Source organism: Methylomonas sp. Uni0011 (genome assembly GCF_056850255.1).
Genome location: NZ_JBVVNO010000019.1, coordinates 45,594 through 64,936, shown reverse-complemented (window position 1 = coordinate 64,936; position 19,343 = coordinate 45,594). Strand labels below are relative to the sequence as shown.

The following is a 19,343-nucleotide window of genomic DNA, read 5'->3' as shown; positions in this document are numbered from 1 at the left end:
GGGGATTGGAGGAGTTAGAGCGAACCGGAAGCGAACGGCAGGCGGAGTGCCGTTCGCCTCATCGGCAGTAAGCGTTAACGCTTCATCGAATCGAAAAACGCGGCGTTAGTTTTGAAATCTTTGAGTTTGCCCAACAAGAATTCGGATGCCGCCAATTCGTCCATCGGCTGCAGAATCTTGCGCAGAATCCAGGTTTTTTGCAGTTCGTCCGGATCGACCAGATATTCCTCGCGGCGGGTGCCGGAACGGTTGATATTGATCGCCGGATACACCCGCTTCTCGGCGATTTTCCGCTCCAGATGCAGCTCCATGTTGCCGGTACCTTTGAACTCCTCGAAAATCACCTCGTCCATCCGCGAACCGGTTTCGACCAGCGCAGTGGCAATGATGGTCAGGCTGCCGCCTTCCTCGATATTACGCGCAGCACCGAAGAATCGCTTCGGTTTTTCCAGGGCATTGGCATCGACACCGCCGGACAGCAGTTTGCCGGAAGACGGCACCACCATGTTGTAAGCACGAGCCAAGCGCGTGATCGAGTCTAACAGAATAACCACGTCGTGCTTGTGCTCAACCATGCGCCGGGCTTTTTCGATCACCATGTCGGCGACCTGCACGTGGCGGGTAGCCGGTTCGTCGAAGGTGCTGGAGACCACTTCGCCGCGCACGCAACGCTCCATCTCGGTCACCTCTTCCGGACGCTCGTCGATCAGCAATACGATCAGATAACACTCTGGATTATTCTCGGCAATCGCATGGGCGATGCTTTGCATGATCATGGTTTTACCGGCTTTCGGCGGCGATACGATCAAACCGCGCTGGCCCTTGCCGATCGGCGCGATCAAATCGATGATGCGGGCGGTCAAATCCTCGCTGGTCCCGTTGCCCTGCTCGAGGCGGAAACGTTTGTTGGCGAAGAGGGGCGTCAGGTTGGAAAAGGAAATTTTGTTCTTGGCTTGCTCGGGAGACTCGAAGTTGATGCTCTCTACCTTCAGCATCGCAAAGTAACGCTCACCCTCTTTCGGCGGCCGAATCTTGCCGCTGACGGTATCGCCGGTGCGCAAGCCGAAACGGCGGATCTGGCTGGGCGATACGTAAATGTCATCCGGCCCTGCCAGATAAGAACAACCCGGCGTGCGCAGAAAACCGAAGCCGTCGGTCAAGATTTCCAGTACCCCGTCACCGTATATATCCTCCCCGCTCTTCGCCTGCTTCTTCAAGATCGAGAAAATCAGTTCCTGCTTTCGGGCTCTGTCGATGTTTTCCAACCCCAGGGATTCTGCGATAGCGATGATTTCTGTCGGTTGTTTAAGTTTTAACTCGGTAAGGTTCATGTTGACTTAGGGAAATGGAAGAAATGCAAAACAGCAGAAGGCTGTTTACGGCGGAAGAAGTGTGTTGGAAAACTCGGGCGATCGGGGTGCGAGAAGCTAGCGGGCGGAATTCTAGCGCAATAACCGGACTTATCAAAACATTTTCGACAAGTCCGGTTACAGCCTTTTTACAGGTTGCTGTCGATAAACGCGGCCAACTGCGACTTGGTCAAGGCGCCGACTTTGGTAGCCTCGACTTCGCCGCCCTTGAAAATCATCAAAGTGGGAATTCCGCGCACACCGTAATGTTGCGGGGTTTTCGGGTTTTCGTCGATGTTGAGTTTGGCGACGGTCAGTTTGCCTTGGTACTCGGCTGCAATTTCATCCAGCACCGGAGCAATCATTTTGCAAGGGCCACACCATTCGGCCCAGTAGTCGACCAATACCGGCGAGCCGGCTTTTAACACAGTTTCGTTGAAATCAGCGTCTGATACATGAAGCACTAGGTCGCTCACGCCATTCTCCATAAGTTTGCAAAGCAATGAATATAGTTTCGCCGCGCTTAAATTGTCAATCGATTTCAACCGCGCAGCGTTTTGAGTTATTCTAGCGAGTTATGAAAAAAACACACTTAACGGAAACGCGATTTAGCAATTTGGAGCTGTCCGACTCCATCATCAAAGGTCTGAAAGAAGCGGGATTCATCAACTGCACCCCGATCCAGGACAAGTCGTTACCCTTATCCCTGCGCGGCAAAGACATCGCCGGCCAAGCGCAAACCGGCACCGGCAAGACCGCGACCTTCCTGCTCGCGACGTTCCAGCACCTGATCAACGACGAAAGCGAAAAAATCAAGAACCCGCGGGCCTTGATCTTAGCGCCAACCCGCGAGCTGGCGATCCAGATCCACAAGGACGCGCTGGTGCTGAGCAAGTATCTGAACCTGAAATTCGCTTTGATCTACGGCGGCACCGACTACCAAAAACAGCTGGACAAAATCAAAACCAACGTCGACATCATCATCGGCACGCCGGGACGCATCATCGATTTTTACAAACAGGGCGCATTCACCTTGGATAACATCCAGGTCACGGTACTCGACGAAGCCGATCGCATGTTCGACCTGGGTTTTATCAAAGACATTCGCTTTCTGCTACGGCGGATGCCACCGGCCGATAAACGCCTGAACCTGTTGTTCTCGGCCACGCTGTCTTACAAAGTCACCGAACTGGCTTACGAACACATGAACAACCCGGTGCTGATCCGGATCGAACCGGAAGAAGTCACCTCGAAAGCGATCAGACAAATCGCCTATTGCCCGGCCAACGACCAGAAAATTCCGTTGCTGCTGGGCTTATTGAAACACCACCAGCCGCAACGCAGCATCGTCTTCGTCAACACCAAGCGTTGCGCGGAACGGCTGGACGACTACCTGCAGGCCAACGGCTACAAAGTCGCGATGTTGAGCGGCGACGTGCCGCAGGAAAAGCGCCAAAAACTGCTCGCCGCGTTTCAGGACAACCAGGTCAACCTGCTGATCGCCACCGACGTCGCCGCCCGCGGCCTGCATATTCCGGACGTCTCCCACGTATTCAACTACGACCTGCCGCAAGACGTCGAAGATTACGTGCACCGCATCGGCCGCACCGCCCGCTTCGGCGCCAGCGGCGAAGCGATCAGCTTCATCTGCGAGGAATACGCCTACTCGATGCCGGACATCGAAGACTATATCGGCGAAAAAGTACCGGTAGCATCGATCGAACCGGAACTACTGGCCGATCAGGTCGCCAAGCCCGAGCGCCGCGAACCGCGGGAACGGGTAGTCCAGCACGGTAAACGCCCGCCCCGGCCGGACCGTAAACCTAGGGAACATCGGCCGCATCCGGCAGCAAGCCCGGCATCAACGCCCGAAAATCCTCAATCGCCGGAAACTCCGCAATCGGCCTGACCGGACGCCGGCTGTCCGGCTTGCTGATCGAGACCAGATGGGCGATACCGAATTGCCTGGCCGAGTGCAGCACGGCCAGGCTATCGTCGACCAATAAACTGCGCTGCTTCTCGAATACATGCCGCTCCTGCAACGCTTGCCAGAATCCCTGCTGCTCCTTGGCAAAGCCGAAATCGTGGGAACTGACAATCTCGTCGAAAAACCGGTGCAGACAGGTCTTCTCCATTTTCAGACTGAGACTGTCGCGATGGGCATTGGTCACCAATAACAGCCGCCGCCGGCCGCGTAGCGCATCCAAAAACTCCACCACATGGGGATGCACCGCGATCAGACCAGCCAATTCCTGCTTCAATCCGGCGATGTTCAAATTTAGCTCGCTACTCCAGTAATCCAGACAATACCATTCCAAACGGCCTTCCATCGCCTTGAACCGCGGCGCCAACTCCTGCTTGGCCTGCTCCAGAGTCAAGCCGTGCAACTCGGCAAAACGCAAAGGTACGAATTCCTGCCAGAAATGGTTATCGAAATTCAGGTCCAGCAGGGTGCCGTCCATGTCCAACATCACCGTATCGATTTGCCGCCAATCCAACATTGCTAGAGATCTCCGTTAAATATTCGCCGATTATAAGCCGCACACCGCGCGAAGCGGCAGCGCCGGGGAATTCGATGCTATCCGCCGCAGCGGCAACGTTTTACAATGCCAGCCCAAGTCCAGGCGCTAGACCCAAGAAGCATGATGCGTAAACTGACTTTTAAACCCCGACTCGGATTCGGCCAGCCCATGCCGATACCGGCCGCTGCCGAACATACGGCGGACAACTTCCGGCCATAAACTCGGCCTAACTAACCCAAACCCGCCCCACGATGCCCAAGCGACCCAAAATTCTAAAACAAACGGTGCTGGCCCAAACCCGCCAATTCTGCATCGAAGCCCTGGATCTGGAATTCAGCAACGGCGAACGCCGCCAATACGAACGGCTGGCGCGCAACAGCTCGCACGGCGCGGTACTGATCGTACCGATGCTGGACCCGGAAACGGTATTGCTGGTCAGGGAATATGCCGCCGGCATCCACCGCTACGAACTGGGACTGCCGAAAGGCAAACTCGACGCCGGCGAGGACATGCTCAGCGGCGCCAACCGGGAATTGAAAGAAGAAATCGGCTACGGCGCCGGCAAACTGGAGCATCTGCACCGGGTCTCGTTGGCGCCGTCTTATCTGGAACACACCATAGACATCATCCTGGCCGAAGAACTTTACCCGGAGAAGCTGGAAGGCGACGAACCGGAAGAATTACAGGTAGTGCCCTGGTCGTTGCGCAGCATCGACAGCCTGCTGGCCAGCGGCGAATGCAGCGAAGCCCGTTCGATCGCCGCACTGTACATGGCTCTGGCTCATCTCGAACGGCGCGGTTAGCTCAAATTTTGAATAAGGGCTCCAGGCCGTCGCCGAGGGGCGCCGGCGCGGCTGCGCGGCGGGCTTGGCCGCTGAATGCGGTCCACAAGTCGCGGCCCTGCCACTCCTGCCCGCCGGGTGCGTACAACAAGCGATTCAAGTCGTTGATTTCGTCGCACAGCGGCTGATCGCAACGGCTCGCCAACCCGGCCAGACTGTCGGCGCCGAATTCGGCCCTGCCCCATTGCAGCAATAACTGCTTGGCCGCTTGCGGATTATTTTCCCAACAAGCTCGCTTTATCGCTTTTTCCAGCGCGCTTTCCGACTGCGCCATACTGGCAGCCCTAGTTTGGCGCCGCTGCCGGCCGGACCTTACGAATCCGATTACGGTCAGCAACCAGCCCATGGCCAGGACAGCCGAAACCGCCTGCCACAGCCGAACGCCGCTATCGGAAGTGACAGCGATCGGCGTTGCCGTCATCGGGCTCGCCTGCTCCGGTTCGGACTCGGTAGCGGAGGCCGTCGGCGTGGCGACCTCGGCCACCGCCAAAGCTTTGATTTTGACGGCCGGCAAAGCGGCCACCTCGATTTTCTGGGATTTGGAATTGAACCACTGGATCTTAAGTGCCGGCAAACTGTACTCGCCGGGTTTGGACGGAATGAAGGCGATTTTCTCCTCGCGCGATGCGGTCAAACCGTCGCTTTGTTTATCCTCGTGCAACAGCGGCTGGTCGGGATAGGTCTTGATGCCGTCGATCGGGGTTTTGTCGAACAACTCGGGCAATTGGCCGACCGTCGCCCCCCTGGCTTTCAAGGTCAAGGTGCGAGTCAGCGGCTCGCCGACTTTGACCTGCAAACTGGAATCGGACCAACCCTCGCTTAACTCCAAAGATTCTGCGCTAAGCCAGGCGCCTTTGAATTCGGCGGGCGCCGCGCGCACGTTCAATGTCACAGCTTTGGAGACCACTCGCCGGGTCTCGGTGCTGGGCCGGTTGAAAAAGCCGTTGAAACGCGGTTGCTGCCGGCTGCTGATGTATTCCGCATTCAACACCAGCGGCGCAATCGTGAACAGGCCGCTCTGCTGAGGAAAAATTGCATATTTGCGCTCGGTGACCCAATAGTCGACACCCTTGATTTGGGTCGAGTAAGTACTGTCCTCGCCCAGTTTTTCCACCAGGGCATCCTTGATTTCCGGCTCCGCCAAACTGGCCTGGGTGATCTGCACCCGGCGGAACAGTTTCAACGTATAAATCACCTGCGCCTGCACATAGGGCTGCTCCGGCGTCGCCGAGACTTCCAGGAACAGCTCATCGTCCTTCGCGGTCGGTTGCGCGGCTTCGGTCACGGTCAATGCCAGCGGTTTGCTGCTGTCGGCGCCGAAGGCAATGGCCGGTATGGTCAACTCGCCGCTGCGCTTGGCCATCGCCGTCAAAACCCATTGCTCATTGCGGTTGCTTTTGCCGTTGACCCAGGAAGCACTGCTGCTGCGTTGCTGGTTGACGATCTCGAAATCCTGCCGCAAGGGCTCGAGATCCGGATTGCCGTCCGGTTGCTCGGTTGCGGTAAACGTAATTTGAAACGACTCGTTCAAAGCCACCGGATTACGGTCGACCGCAACGCCGATCTCGGCGGCGCCGGCAACGGCACTCAGCCAAAACCACAATATCCCCAGCCACCAGGGCGACACACTAGTACGCATAGACAAAAATCCGCTCATTTCATCGAAAACGGTTTATGAACATCCTGACGGTCGTCGAACCAACCGTACAGCACCGGCAATACCACCAGAGTCAATAATGTGGAACTGATCAGGCCGCCGATCACGACGATGGCCAGCGGCTTTTGCACTTCCGAACCGGGCCCGACCGCAAACAGAAACGGCACCAAGCCCAACAAGGCCACCGTCGCCGTCATCATTACCGGCCGGAAACGCTGTTCGCAGCCGCGGCGCACCGCATATTCCAGGCTCAGCCCGCTCTCGCGCTGGGCCCGGATATAGGAGACCAACACCACGCCGTTCAACACTGCGATACCCCACAAGGCGATGAAACCGACCGAAGCCGGCACCGACAAATACTCGCCACTCAAAAACAACGTGACGATACCGCCGATCGAAGCGAACGGCAGCACCAGGATGATCAGCGCGGCAAAGCGCAGCGATTTGAACAACATGAACAGCAGAAAGAAAATCGCCGCAATCGTTACCGGAATGATCATTTGCAAATGACCCAAGGCCCGCTCCATGTTCTGGAACTGACCACCCCACTGCAGATAATATCCTTCCGACAATTTGACCTTATCGGCCACGGCTTTTTGCAATTCGGCGACGAAGCCGCCCAAATCGCGGTCACGCACGTTGATGCCGACCACGATCCGCCGCTTGCCCATTTCCCGGCTGATCTGGGCGGGGCCGTCGTTCAAGCTGATTTTGGTCACGTCGCCCAGCGGCACCCGCGCCCCGTTCGGCGAGGTCAACATCAATTGGTCGATCGCGGCGATATTGTTGCGGAAGGCTTCCGGCAATCTCACCGCAGCGGAGAAGCGCCGCTCGCCCTGGTAAATCTCGGTGGCGACTTTGCCGGCAATCGCGGTTTCGATCACGTCGTGGATATCCGACGCATTCAGACCGTGGCGGGCGATCGCCTGGCGGTCGACGGTAATGTTCAAATATTGCTGACCGGTCAGCCGTTCCACCCGAATGTCGCGGGCGCCGCTGACGCCGTTAGCCACCCCGGCAATCGCATCGGCCAGCCGCTTGAGTTCGGCCAGATCGTCACCGAACACCTTGACCGCAACGTCGGAACGCACCCCGGTCACCATCTCGTCGACCCGGTCGGAAATCGGTTGCGCCATCACCACCTGCATGCCGGGCAGATTTTCGATCAGCTTGTCGCTCATCGCATCGGCAATGTCGTCCTGAGTCCAGCCTTGCGGCCATTCCTCGCGCGGTTTCAAGGTCACAATCGGCGTCGACTCGTTTTGCGATTGCGGATCGGCCGGACTTTCGCCGCGGCCGACGCCGGACACCACGTTTTTGACGCCCGGAATCTGCATCACCATTTTCATGGCCTGCATCTCGACATTGATACTTTCTTCCAAGGAGATATTCGGCATCCGGTTGATACCCGGCACGATGGAGCCTTCCTTCATTTCCGGAATGAACGAAGTGCCGAGCAAGGGCAACAACACCAAAGCGCCGACAAAGGCCGCCACGGCGGCGCCGACCACTTTCAGCCGGTTGGCCATCGAAAAATCCAGCAAGCGCAGATAATGGCGCTTGATGAACGCAATCAAGCGGGTATCGTGTTCACCGTCGTGGCCCTCCAACGCAAACGCGCACAACACCGGCGACAAGGTCAGCGACACCACCAGCGAAATCAGCAGCGCGATCGCAATGGTGTAAGCCAGCGGCGCAAACATCTTGCCTTCCATCCCCTGCAGCGTCATCAACGGCAAAAACACCAAGACGATGATGCCGACGCCGAACAATACCGGCGTCGCCACTTCCTGGGTCGCGGCCTGCACCACCCGCACCCGGCTGGTGGCGCGGCCCTTGCGCTCGCCAAGCAAGCGGAACGCGTTCTCGACCACCACCACCGAACCGTCCACCATCAAACCGATCGCAATCGCCAGGCCGCCCAAGGACATCAAATTGGCCGACAAGCCCAATTGGTTCATCATGATGAAAGTCACCAGCGGCGTCACGATCAGGGTACCGACCACGATCAGGCTGGAGCGCACGTCGCCCAGGAACAGAAACAGGATGATGACGACCAAGACGATGCCTTCCATCAACACTTTGGTCACGGTGTGCAGGGCCGCGTCGACCAGATCGCTGCGGTCGTAATACGGCACGATTTTCAAGCCGCCCGGCAGCATGCCCTTGGCGTTGATTTCCGCCACCCGTTGCTTGATCCGGCTCACCACTTCCTTGGCGTTGCCGCCGCGCAGCATCATGACGATGCCGCCAACCGATTCGGTGTAACCGTTTTTGATGACCGCGCCGGCCCGCACTTCGTGGCCGATTTTGATTTCGGCGACGTCGTGCATGTGCACCGGCACGCTGTCGTCCTCCTTCAACACGATATTGGCGATGTCGTTGACGTCGTTAATCAAACCAACGCCGCGGATCAAATATTGCTCGGCATAATGCGGCAACACGCCGCCGCCGCTGTTGGCGTTGTTGCGGGCCAAGGCCTCGAACACCTCGTTCAGCGAAATCCGGTAGTGGTGCAAGCGGTTGGGGTTGACCAGAACCTGGTATTGCTTGACGTAACCGCCCTGGGAATTGATCTCGGCGACGCCGGGAATGCCGCGCAACAGCGGCCTGACCACCCAGTCCTGTGCTTCACGCCGAAACTGCAACTCTTCCTGAGTCAACGGCCGCTCGCCGTCGTCATCGCGGTCCAGCGTATATTGGTAAACCTCGCCCAGGCCGGTCGACACCGGGCCCAGCACCGGATTGACGCCGGGCGGCATTTGCTGCTTGACCTCGATCAGGCGTTCCATCACCAATTGCCTGGCGAAATAGACCTCGGTCTTATCGGTGAAGATCAGCGTAATCAGCGACAGGCCGTTTTTATTCAGCGAGCGCATTTCTTCCAACCCCGGCAAACCCGCCATCGCGATCTCCAACGGCACGGTCACCAGCCGCTCGACCTCGTCGGGCGATTTTCCGGCGGCTTCGGTGGCGATTTGCACCTGAATGTTGGTCACGTCCGGAAACGCATCCACCGACAGCTGCCGCACGGCGCGGACGCCGAACAGCGCCACCGCCACCGCCAGCACCGCCACCAAAATCCGTTGTTGCAGCGCCAGTTCTATCAAACGGTTGATCATGGCTTACTCCAACGCGCTACGCAGGCGTTCGTTGTTCAAATGAAAGGCGCCGTTGACGACGATTTTTTCGCCGGGGCGCAGACCGGCCAGCAATTCGCGCTTTTGGGCTTCCTCGCGGCCGAGTTTGACCGGGCGCAATTCGAACCGATTGTCGGCAGTCTGCACGAAGACGTGGTCTTTATCGTCTTCCCGCACCACCGCCGGGCTTGGAATCAGCAGCGACTGGGCGCCGGGCTTGCTGATTTTTAAAGTCGCCAGCATCTGCGGCTTGAACAGCCGCTGCGGATTGGCTAACGCCATCCTGACCGTCACGGTGCGGGTGTCGGGATCGACCAAATCGGAAACATAGATTAATTTGCCGCTGACGCTCTCACCGGGCAACGCCGGCACTTCCGCCAACACCTGGTCGCCCTGCCGGGCCCAGTGCGCCTGCTGTTCCGGAATTTCCGCCACCAGCCATAGTTGCGACAAATCGGCGACCGTGTACAGGCTGTCGGCCGGCTGTACCACCTGGCCGATCGCGACGTTACGCTCGATCACGACGCCGTCGATGCTGGACGTTACCGGCGAAAACGAATGGATGCTGCGTTGCTTGTCCAGCCGCTTCAAATCGGCCTCGCTCATGCCCATCACCCGCAAGCGGTCGCTGGCGGCGCGCTGGTCCACCTCGGCTTCGGCCAGTACGCCCTGGCGCTCCTGCAGTTCGGCTTCGGCGATCACGCCGCTTTCCAGCAGCCGCTCGGCGCGCTTGACGGTGATTCGCCGCAGATTGACTTGCGACGTGGCTTTTAGGTAATCCGATTGGGCCTGGCTCAGTTCGGTGCTGTTCAATAGCGCCAGCCGGTCGCCCTTCTTGACGTTCTGGCCCAGCATTGCATTAATCTCGGTAATACGGCCGGTCACGCTGGCGCCGATCCGGGCCACCCGATGCTGGTCCAAATCCACTCGGGCCGACAGGCTCAACGACTCCCGCATCTCGCCGGGCCTGACTTCGTCTACCGTCAACAATTTCATCAACGCCGGCGAGGCCTCCAGCAACGGTTTCATGTCGGCGGCCGGCACCGGCCCGGCCCAGCACAATAAAGCGGGTAACAGGGTTAAGAATCGCTGCAATTGCATGGTTTTTCCTTTTGTCAGTAATCTGCTTGCCCGGCACGGCCGCAACAGGCCGCCCCGGCGCTTACTCTTCGCCCGGCCGCGGCGTGATCAGCACTTTGTCTATGCGCACGCCGTCGATATCGACAATCTCGAACCGCCATTCCCGGTACTCGAAGGCTTCGGCAATGCGCGGAATATCTTCCAGGTAAAACAAGACGAAGCCGCCTACCGTGTGGTAAGCATTGTCGGCTTCGCCGGGGAGCTCGCCGCTGAAGCCGATCAGCGATTTCAAGCGCTGCACCGAGACGCCGCCGTCGACCAGCCAGGAGCCGTCGGCCCGCTCGGCAATATCGACATCCAGGTCGGCGCCGGGCAATTCGCCGACGATGGCTTTCAATACGTCGCTCAGCGTGACCAAGCCCTCGATATCGCCGTACTCGTTGGCGACCAAAGCCAGGTCGACCTGGTTGGCTTTGAAATATTCCAGCAGTTGCACCAAAGTCATCGTCTCCGGCACGTAATGCGGCGTGTGCACGAACGGTGCGATTTCGAAGGCCACCCCGCTCATCGCCGGCTGCAGCAATTCGCTGCGGGTCAATACCCCGGCGATGTTGTCCAGCCCGCCGCGGCAAATCACGGTTCTGGCATAGGGGCATTCGGCAAGCTTGCGCCGCACCTCGGCATCGCCGTCATCCAGGTCGACCGCGTAAATCTGCAGCCGCGGCGTCATCGCCGCGCCAACCCGCTGCTCGTCGAGCTTCATCACATTGCCGACCAGATGGCGCTCACTGGCATGAAACACGCCGGACTCGGCGCCGATTTCCATCAGCAATTTGATTTCCTCGTTGGTCACGCTGGCCTGCGGCGGCCGGTGGGCACCGCACAAACGCAGCAGCAGCGAGCTGGACGAAGACAACAACCACACCAGCGGGCTGGCGAGCGCCGCCAGCGCGTTCATCGGTTTGGCCACGGCCAACGCAATCCGTTCCGGATTCAGCAGCGCCAGCCGCTTGGGCGCCAATTCGCCGACCACGACCGAAAAATAGGTGATGGCAACCACGGTCGCGATCAGGGCGATGCTGTCGGCGTACGGCGCCAACCAGGGAAATTGGGCCAGATAGCGCTGCAACGGTTCGGTCAGGGCGTCTTCGCCGAGCGCGCCGCTGAGGATGCCGACCGAGGTGATACCGACCTGGACCGTCGACAAAAACCGCGACGGGTCTTGGTGCAGTTTCAAGGCGGTGGCGGCGCCGGCCCGCTTCTCGCCGGCCAATTTCTGCAAGCGGGCCAAACCGGAAGACACTAGGGCCATTTCCGACATGGCAAACACGCCGTTGAGCACAATCAAAAACACTATCAGGCCAATATCCATCGTCTTTTCGTCAGTCTGTGGAACGGTTTGGGCATCGCTTTACCAGGGGCTGTCGGCCTGATTCCGGCGATTGCGTTGGCTGTATTGATACTTGAATTTCCGCCGCAACAAACCGGTGGGCTCGTCGGGAATACGTTTCAATAGCTGTTCGTTGGCGCGTTCGGTTTCGTTGCGCTCGACCTCGGCGGCCGCTTCCGCCGGCTGCGCTTCCGGTTTGGCATCCTTGGGCTGATTTTGAGCCTGATCCGGCGGCGCAGTTTGCCGGCTATCGGAGGGGTTTTGTTCCGCCGGTTTTGATTGCTGCTCGGCCTGCTTGCGCTGGTCCGCCGCCGATTGCTCGCCGGGCTGCTGCTTGGCCGCTTCGTTCTGCCGGTCGCCGTCTGCCTGACCGGACTGGGATTGCCGGTCTTGCGCTTGCTGTTCTTGTCCGCCGTCCTGCGGCTGGCGGTCCTGGCCCTGGTTCGGCTGTTGTTGCTGTTGCTGCTGCTCCTGCAATTTTTTCTCGACCAATTCTTTATTGTATTTTGCGTCCTGATGTTGCGGATCGAGTTGCAAGGCCTGCTGGTAAGCCTGCACCGCCTCCGGCAAACGACCGGCCAGGGCCAGCGCATTGCCGCGGTTGTAGTGGCCTTCCGCGCTGTTGGCGTGTTTCAGGGACTCGGCGGCCTGTTCGTATTGGCCGGCTTTGTACTGGGCGGCGGCGCGCCAGGCCTGGTCCTGAAATTGCTCGGCCGCCTGCTGGTATTGTTGCTGCTCGAAGGCCTGCTTTGCGCGTTGGTCGGGAGTTTTCCACAAGCTCTGCCAATCCAGCGCATAGCTGTTTCTGGGCAGCGGCGCCAGACTCAACAGGCACCAGAGCAACAAGCCTTTCCTGAATTGCCCGGCCGCCCACGGCAACACCAGCAGTACCAGCCATGGGCCTTTTTCGTCCCATTGCTGCAACAGCAAATTGGAGTCCTGATTTTGCGGATCTGTTACGGCGGAATTGAACACCCGGCTCAAGGCTTCGACATCTTCGTCGCCGGCCGTTACCGGCTGATAAAGGCCGCGGCCGTTGCGAGCCAGAGTCGCCAAGGTCGCTTCGTCCATCTTCGCCACCACGATATTGCCGCTGCGGTCTTTCAAAAAACCGCCGCCGGCCGCCTGGATCGGCGCGCCGTCGGCGGTACCGACCGCCAATACCGATAATTGGTAACCGCGCAACCAATGCTCGGCCTGTGCCGCCACGTCGGCGTCGGCGCCGTCGGTCACCAACAGGATATGGCCTTTGGCCAGTCCGGCCTGACGCAACAAATTGGCGGCGTGTTCTACGGCAATGGCGGTATGACTGCCGGGGCTGGGCATGATGTCGGTGGTCAATGCCGACAACTGGCTGTCGATGGTGGCGGTGTCGGTGGTCAGCGGCGTCACGGTAAAGGCATCGCCGCCGTAAACCAGCAGTGCGGTCTGGCCGTCCTTGCGCTGTTTCAGCAGGTCGGCGATTTTGTAGCGGGCCTTGCCGATGCGGCTGGGCTTGATATCGGCGGCGTCCATCGATTTGGACAAATCCAGCGCGATGACCAGCGCCGCATCGTTGCGAAAAGCCGGGCTGGGCAAGCGTTCCCAAGTCGGCCCGGCCAACGCAACAATCGCCAGCACGGTCGCCAGCGCGGCACCGATCAGGCTATAGCGCCGCTGCGCTGCCGCCGGCTGGTCCTGCAGCACGAACGGCAATAGCTCGGCATCGCAAACCTCAGTCCAATTTGCCCGACTTTGCCGGTGGCGGGCCAGTTTCAGCAACAGCAAGGCGGCCGGCAGCAAGGCCAGAAACCAGAGCGGCCTTAAAAAATGGAATTCTGCCGGCATCAGCTCCACCGTAACCGCCCGGCCGCGATCAAGCCGGCCAATATCAAAGCCAGACCCAACGGCCAATGGAACAGCTCGCTCCGCGGCCGGAAGTATTGTTTGTCCTTTTCCACCGGTTCCAGTTGGTCCAGCATTTGGTAGATGCGCTCCAATTCCTCGGTGTTGCGGGCGCGGAAGTAATGGCCGCCGGTGGCTTCGGCGATCGCGGTCAAGGTTTTCTCGTCCAAATCCAGCGACGGATTGACCCGGCGCGTGCCGAACAGGCTGCGCACCAAAATTTCGTCGGCGCCGATGCCGATGGTATAGATTTTCAAGTGGTTTTCGGCGGCCAGTTCTGCGGCTTTCAGCGGTGTCAGTTCGCCGGCGGTGTTGGCGCCGTCGGTCAACAGGATCAAGACCCGGCTGGCATCTTTCTGGTCTTGCAGCCGCTTGATCGCCAGGCCGATGGCATCGCCGATAGAGGTTTTCGGCTCGTCTTCAGTGATGCCGATAAAGGCCTCCCCGAGCAAGGTCTGCACGGTCTTGCGGTCGAAAGTCAGCGGTACGTGCAGATAAGCCTGGGTCCCGAACAGAATCAGGCCGAGGCGGTCGCCGGCGCGGCGCATGATGAATTCGCCCGCCACCTGCTTGATCGCGGTCAGTCGGTCGACCCGCTGTTTCTCCAACAGAAAGTCCTCTTCCTGCATGCTGCCGGAGACGTCGACCGCCAACATCAGATCGCGGCCGCTGACCGCCTGCTCCAGCGGTTCGCCCAACCACTGCGGCCGGGCCGCGGCCAACAGCAGGCAAAGCCAGGCGCAAACCGCCAGCCACAACGGCCAACGCCGCTCGCTGCCGACGATGTGACCCGAATCGCTGCCGAAATCGTCCAGAAACGGGGTCTTCAATGCCGCCTGCCGGACCGGAGTCTGGGCCGGCAACCAGCGGCGCAGCAACAGCGGCAACGGTATCAGGAGCAATAGCCAAGGCCAGGCCAGCGTCATCATGATTTTTTCGCCTGCTGTTTCAACCAGCGTTCGCATAGCTCGAACAAGGCATCCAATTCCGCGTCGTTCGGTGGCTGCGGCCGGTAGTGGGCATCGGCCAGACAACGTCCGGGCCCCTGTGTGAACGGCGCATCCGGCAAAGAACGATCCAGATATTGCAGCCAGGCATGGCCGCTCAGGCTGGCCACGTCGCGGCGCGGTGCGGTACTCAGCGCAACCCGGCGCAACCAGGCGGACAAGGCCGCCACAGTTTGTCTGGCATCGCCTGTGCGCTCGCTGCGCATGGCTTCCAGCAATTTGCCGGCGATTTTAACGGCACTGCGCCGACGTATTCGTTGATGAAGCTGCCGCAAACCGAACACTAATGCCGGCAGCAATAGCGCCAAAGCCCACCAACCGGGCGCCGGTGGCCAAAAATCGACGGCGTCGGGCAAATGAATATCTCTTAACGGCAATTGTTCCATCGTTGGCGTTATCGAATTCAGGGCAGTTGAGTATACAGGATCAGGCTTTCGTCGATTTCCCGCTGTACCGCCTGTAAATCGGCAAAACCGGTTTGGGCTGCCGCCAACTCGCCGGCATCGTAATGTCCTTGCAAGCGATCGGCCTGGCTGTGCAAATTTTGCTGCAGTTGCAGCAGCCGCTCCAGCCAGTCCTCGGCGTGCTGCCGCTCCTGCCGGGCCTGACGCAGCCAGCGCCCCAAATGGGTGCGCTGGCGATCCATGATCGGCCAGGCCGGTACCGGCTGTTGTCCGGCCGCAAACAGGCAGTCGCGTACCCGCTGCAACCACTGGCGGGCGTCGCAACGCCGAATCGCAATCATGGTCTGCTCCGGCGTCAACTCGGCGTTGGCATAGAAATCCCAGTCGGCAAAAGGCCGGTAGGCGGCCACCCAATCGGCGATCTGCGCTGCCGGCATCGGCCTGGCAATCGCATAACCTTGCAGCAATCGGCAGCCGAGCAACAGCAACACCACACCTTGGTCCTGATTTTCGACGCCTTCGGCGACCACCTTACGGTTAAAGGCTTGGCTCAAATCAATCACACTGTCGATGATGGCGTAATCGTCCGGATCGTCCAGCATGTCCCGGACGAAAGTTTGATCGATCTTCACGGTATCGACCGACAAATGCCGCAAATGGGTCAGCGACGAATAGCCGGTGCCGAAGTCGTCCAGCGCCACACTGATACCCAGCTGCTCGCGGCAATTCTTGATGATGCGGTTCACGGCGCTCAAATCGTCCAGCGCGGTACTTTCCAGGATTTCGAGCTGCAAAGACTGTGCCCGGATTTCGGGATGTTGCCGCAAGATGCCGGCTATGTGCTCCTGAATTCCCGGCCACAATAAATGGTAGGAGGAGATATTGACGCTGACTTCCAATTTCAAGCCCAGTGCCTGCCAGGCCGCCAGATCGCGGCAGGCCTGCTCGATCACCCAGTTGCCGATGCGGATTTCCAAATCGGTAGAGGCAATGGCCGGCAGAAACTCCAGCGGCGGCACCATGCCCCGCTGCGGACTCAACCAGCGGATCAAGGCTTCGACGCCGGCAACCTGACCGCGCTTGATATCGACCTTGGGCTGGTAATACAAACACATTTCGCCATTCACGAAGGCCGCTTCGATATCGCGCAATTGTTGGTGGCGATGCATGATTTGCTGGTCTTGGGTCGCATCGAACAATTGGCAACGGTTCTTGCCGGCCAGTTTGGCCTGATACATGGCGTGATCGGCATGCCGCAGCAAGCCGTCCGGATCGGCATCGTCCAGCGGATATAAGGTGTAGCCGCTGCTGGCACCGACCGTGATTTGCTGGCCGTCGACCGAGAAGGGTTCGGAGATCGCCTGATGGATACGCAAAATGGCCTGTTCGCATTGCTCGAGGGTGTCGATATCGCGTAGCAGCAAGGCAAATTCGTCGCCGCCGTGGCGCGACACACTGTCCTCCTCGCGAATCGTATTCTTGATGCGCTCCGCCACTTCCACCAGCACCCGGTCGCCGATGTCGTGGCCGAACAGGTCGTTGACCGGTTTGAAACCATCCAGATCCAGAAAGCAGATCGCCAACAACGACTTCTCCCGTTTGCTGTGAGCAATAGCCTGGCTCAAGCGGTCGGCGAACAAAATCCGGTTTGGCAACCGGGTCAACGGATCGTAATGCGCCACCAGCTCCAACAACTGTTGCTGTTGTTTGGCTTGGGTCACGTCGGAAAACAGGCCGATGTAATGCGTGATGCGGCCGTCGCTGTCGCACAATGCGGAAATCGTCAACCATTCCGCATACAGATCGCCGTTCTTTTTGCGGTTCCATAATTCGCCGCGCCAATGTTGCTGTTGCTGCAAGTCGCGCCACATCTCGGCGTAGAATTCCGGACCGTATTTACCCGACTGCAGAATATTGGGTTTTTTGCCGACCATCTCGTCGCGGCTGTAACCGGTAATCTCGCAAAAGGTGGGGTTGACGTCGATGATGTTGGCCTCGGCGTCGGTAATCAGAATCCCTTCGTGAGCCTCGCTGAACACGCGGGCAGCCAGCTTTAAATCGTCTTCGGCCAGTTTGCGTTCGGTGATATCGCGCGACAAGCCCAACAAGGCGGTAATGTTGCCGTCGGCGTCGCGCATCGGAACGGCATGAGTGTCCAGCCAGCGCTGGCCGCCGCGCAATCCGGTGATTTCGAATTCCAAGGTACCTGACGCTCCGGCGAACACCCGACGGATCAATTTTTTGAATTGATCCCGGTATTTGGCGCCGACCAAGTCTTCCAATCGACAATTCTGGGCCTGTTGCAGCGAATCGGCTTCTATCATGTCCAGGCCGGCCGGATTCATCTGCAGCAGCCGGCCGTCGCGCGCCAGCAGTTTCACGGACTCCGGTTGCGAATCGACGATAGTGCGCAATTTAAGCTCGGACTCGCGCGCCTGTTGCGCCGCGGCTTTTTGTTCGGATACCGCCGTTTCCAGATCGCGGGTGCGCTGTTCGACCAAGGCTTCGACGGCGGCGGTGCGGCCGCTGACGATCAACAGCATGATATTCAACAAACTGGTAAAGCATAGACCGCCGAGCAAGGTCACCCATAACACCGAAGACCCGTGTTCGTTGATGAATTGGCTGCTCGGCATTATCGTCACCCGCCAATCGCGGTCGACGAATTTGAAGACTCGTTGCCAATCCTGCAATGCGTAATTCTGGCGCATCGTCGAGGGTAAGCGCTTGGCGAACAACTCGGTGTAGACGCCGTTGCCGGCGGTATCCTCGATACTGATATCCAAGGACTGCGTGTTCAGGCCCTGGGTGACGACCTCCAACATCCGCGCCGGCACAATTACCGCCGAGACGAAACCGATGAAATCGCTGTCTGCCGATGCGGTCGGCTTGCCGCTGGCCCGCGCGGCATCCTTGGCCTGTTTACTCAGCGGATTGGATACCGAGTCCAACCCGAAGGATCTCTCGTTTCCGGCCATCGGCTCGACGTAGGCCACCGGAAAATATTCGGCGCGTTCGCCGGCCGGCACCGAACGGCCGCCGGGGTCGCGTTCGGTGATGCGGAATCCGGCGTAGCCTTCCTGCCGCAATTTAGCTTCGAAGCCGGCGCGTTGCGGGTGGCGTATTCTAGGCAACCATTCCAGCGCCTGGATTTCCGGATGCCGCTCCAAGATGCCGCGAGCAAAGCCGCTAAATTGCTCGCGGCTGATATCGCTGGACGCCAGGAATACATCCCTCAGCGCCAGACTACTGTCGACGACGTGGGTGGTGTATTCCGCCAACAGGGTTTCGACGGCGGCCGCCCGGTTATCGAAAGTCTGCTGGATTCGGGTTTGCTCGGCGCGAAACACCTGCGTGAACACTAACACCAGCGCCAGCAGAGTGCCCAATAGCGGCAAAGCCACGCTCAAGCGCCGGGCCCGCCACAAGGCATGCGGCCGGCCGAAGGCGCAGAACAGCAACGGCGCGATCACCATCACGCCCAGGCTGTCGCCGATCCACCAATTGCGCCAGGAGTTTTGTACCTCGTCGCCGGGCATCAGTTGCAAACCGTACAGGGCACCGATGCCAATGCTCGGCGCGGTCACGCAAGCCAAAGGGCCGACTAACGCAAAAAACGTCAAGATCCGGCCCGGCGTTTCCAGTTTCGGCAAGCCCGGCTGCAAATACCGTTCCGACAAACCGGAGGCGACCAAGGCTTGTAAGGTGCTGCCGCCAGCGATCAACATCGCGGCCGCGACGGCAGTCGAATTCAATTGCCCGGAAAAATTAGCGGCAGCGGTCAATTCGTTGAGCACGGCGCCCAACCAGATACCCGGCCACAACCGGCGGCCCCATATCAATAAGGCGGCCAGTGCGATCCCCGCCGGCGGCCAGAGCGGACTGGAATAACCCGGCGGAATCACCAGTTTCATGCCCAGCCAGCCGCCGATAAAAATTGCGGCCGCCAGCATAGCGATGCTGGCGGCAAAATGCAGCGGTCGCGCAACGCCGGTTTGCCGCGCCTGTGGCCCCGGGGCGGCTAAATTGGCGGGACGCAGCAAGTTTTCGGATCCGGACATGACGGAC

The 19,343-nt window shown here is 59.3% G+C and carries 13 protein-coding genes; 2 read left to right on the top strand and 11 right to left on the bottom strand.

The window, feature by feature from the left end:
* Nucleotides 1-74 precede the first annotated feature (74 nt).
* Both rho and trxA read right to left on the bottom strand, forming a co-directional pair.
* The gene (gene rho / locus AC0IM9_RS17155; RefSeq protein WP_140912071.1) at nucleotides 75-1,331 is read right to left on the bottom strand and encodes a transcription termination factor Rho; all 1,257 of its coding nucleotides are present in this window, start codon (nucleotides 1,329-1,331) and stop codon (nucleotides 75-77) included.
* Between the two features lie 167 nt (nucleotides 1,332-1,498).
* Nucleotides 1,499-1,825 carry a thioredoxin TrxA gene (trxA, locus tag AC0IM9_RS17150; RefSeq protein ID WP_140912070.1) on the bottom strand — a complete coding sequence of 109 codons (327 nt, stop codon included), beginning with the start codon at nucleotides 1,823-1,825 and terminating at the stop codon, nucleotides 1,499-1,501.
* A gap of 101 nt (nucleotides 1,826-1,926) precedes the next feature.
* Here trxA and rhlB point away from each other — a divergent pair, with 101 nt between their 5' ends.
* The gene (gene rhlB / locus AC0IM9_RS17145) at nucleotides 1,927-3,258 is read left to right on the top strand and encodes an ATP-dependent RNA helicase RhlB (RefSeq protein WP_278209738.1); all 1,332 of its coding nucleotides are present in this window, start codon (nucleotides 1,927-1,929) and stop codon (nucleotides 3,256-3,258) included.
* Here rhlB and yrfG read toward each other — a convergent pair.
* Entirely contained in the window at nucleotides 3,173-3,850 is a 678-nt protein-coding gene (yrfG, locus tag AC0IM9_RS17140; RefSeq protein WP_482804801.1) for a GMP/IMP nucleotidase, read from the bottom strand. The two genes, rhlB and yrfG, sit on opposite strands and share 86 nt — an antisense overlap.
* Before the next feature lie 272 nt (nucleotides 3,851-4,122).
* Between yrfG and nudE the strand changes: the two genes are divergently transcribed.
* Nucleotides 4,123-4,674, top strand: a complete 552-nt coding sequence (gene nudE, locus AC0IM9_RS17135; protein ID WP_140912067.1) for an ADP compounds hydrolase NudE — start codon at nucleotides 4,123-4,125, stop codon at nucleotides 4,672-4,674.
* 1 nt (nucleotide 4,675) lies between these two features.
* On the opposite strand, the gene AC0IM9_RS17130 is transcribed toward nudE, so the two are convergent.
* From AC0IM9_RS17130 to AC0IM9_RS17095, 8 genes are all read right to left on the bottom strand, one after another.
* Nucleotides 4,676-6,352: a BatD family protein gene (locus AC0IM9_RS17130; protein WP_482804800.1), complete on the bottom strand. Its 1,677-nt coding sequence runs from the start codon at nucleotides 6,350-6,352 to the stop codon at nucleotides 4,676-4,678.
* Between the two features lie 14 nt (nucleotides 6,353-6,366).
* Nucleotides 6,367-9,492 carry an efflux RND transporter permease subunit gene (locus AC0IM9_RS17125; protein WP_482804799.1) on the bottom strand — a complete coding sequence of 1,042 codons (3,126 nt, stop codon included), beginning with the start codon at nucleotides 9,490-9,492 and terminating at the stop codon, nucleotides 6,367-6,369.
* Nucleotides 9,493-9,495: 3 nt separating this feature from the next.
* Nucleotides 9,496-10,611 carry an efflux RND transporter periplasmic adaptor subunit gene (locus tag AC0IM9_RS17120; RefSeq protein ID WP_482804798.1) on the bottom strand — a complete coding sequence of 372 codons (1,116 nt, stop codon included), beginning with the start codon at nucleotides 10,609-10,611 and terminating at the stop codon, nucleotides 9,496-9,498.
* A 61-nt stretch (nucleotides 10,612-10,672) separates the two neighbouring features.
* Nucleotides 10,673-11,962, bottom strand: coding sequence for a hemolysin family protein (locus AC0IM9_RS17115; protein WP_482804797.1), 1,290 nt, complete (start codon nucleotides 11,960-11,962; stop codon nucleotides 10,673-10,675).
* Nucleotides 11,963-12,001: 39 nt separating this feature from the next.
* Nucleotides 12,002-13,807 carry a vWA domain-containing protein gene (locus AC0IM9_RS17110; RefSeq protein ID WP_482804796.1) on the bottom strand — a complete coding sequence of 602 codons (1,806 nt, stop codon included), beginning with the start codon at nucleotides 13,805-13,807 and terminating at the stop codon, nucleotides 12,002-12,004.
* Nucleotides 13,807-14,793 carry a vWA domain-containing protein gene (locus AC0IM9_RS17105; protein WP_482804794.1) on the bottom strand — a complete coding sequence of 329 codons (987 nt, stop codon included), beginning with the start codon at nucleotides 14,791-14,793 and terminating at the stop codon, nucleotides 13,807-13,809. The genes AC0IM9_RS17110 and AC0IM9_RS17105 overlap by 1 nt, the downstream gene beginning before the upstream one ends.
* Nucleotides 14,790-15,257, bottom strand: coding sequence for a DUF4381 domain-containing protein (locus AC0IM9_RS17100; RefSeq protein WP_482804793.1), 468 nt, complete (start codon nucleotides 15,255-15,257; stop codon nucleotides 14,790-14,792). Before AC0IM9_RS17100 ends, AC0IM9_RS17105 begins: the two co-directional genes overlap by 4 nt.
* 17 nt (nucleotides 15,258-15,274) lie before the next feature.
* Nucleotides 15,275-19,336, bottom strand: a complete 4,062-nt coding sequence (locus AC0IM9_RS17095) for an EAL domain-containing protein (RefSeq protein ID WP_482804792.1) — start codon at nucleotides 19,334-19,336, stop codon at nucleotides 15,275-15,277.
* Nucleotides 19,337-19,343 lie beyond the last annotated feature (7 nt).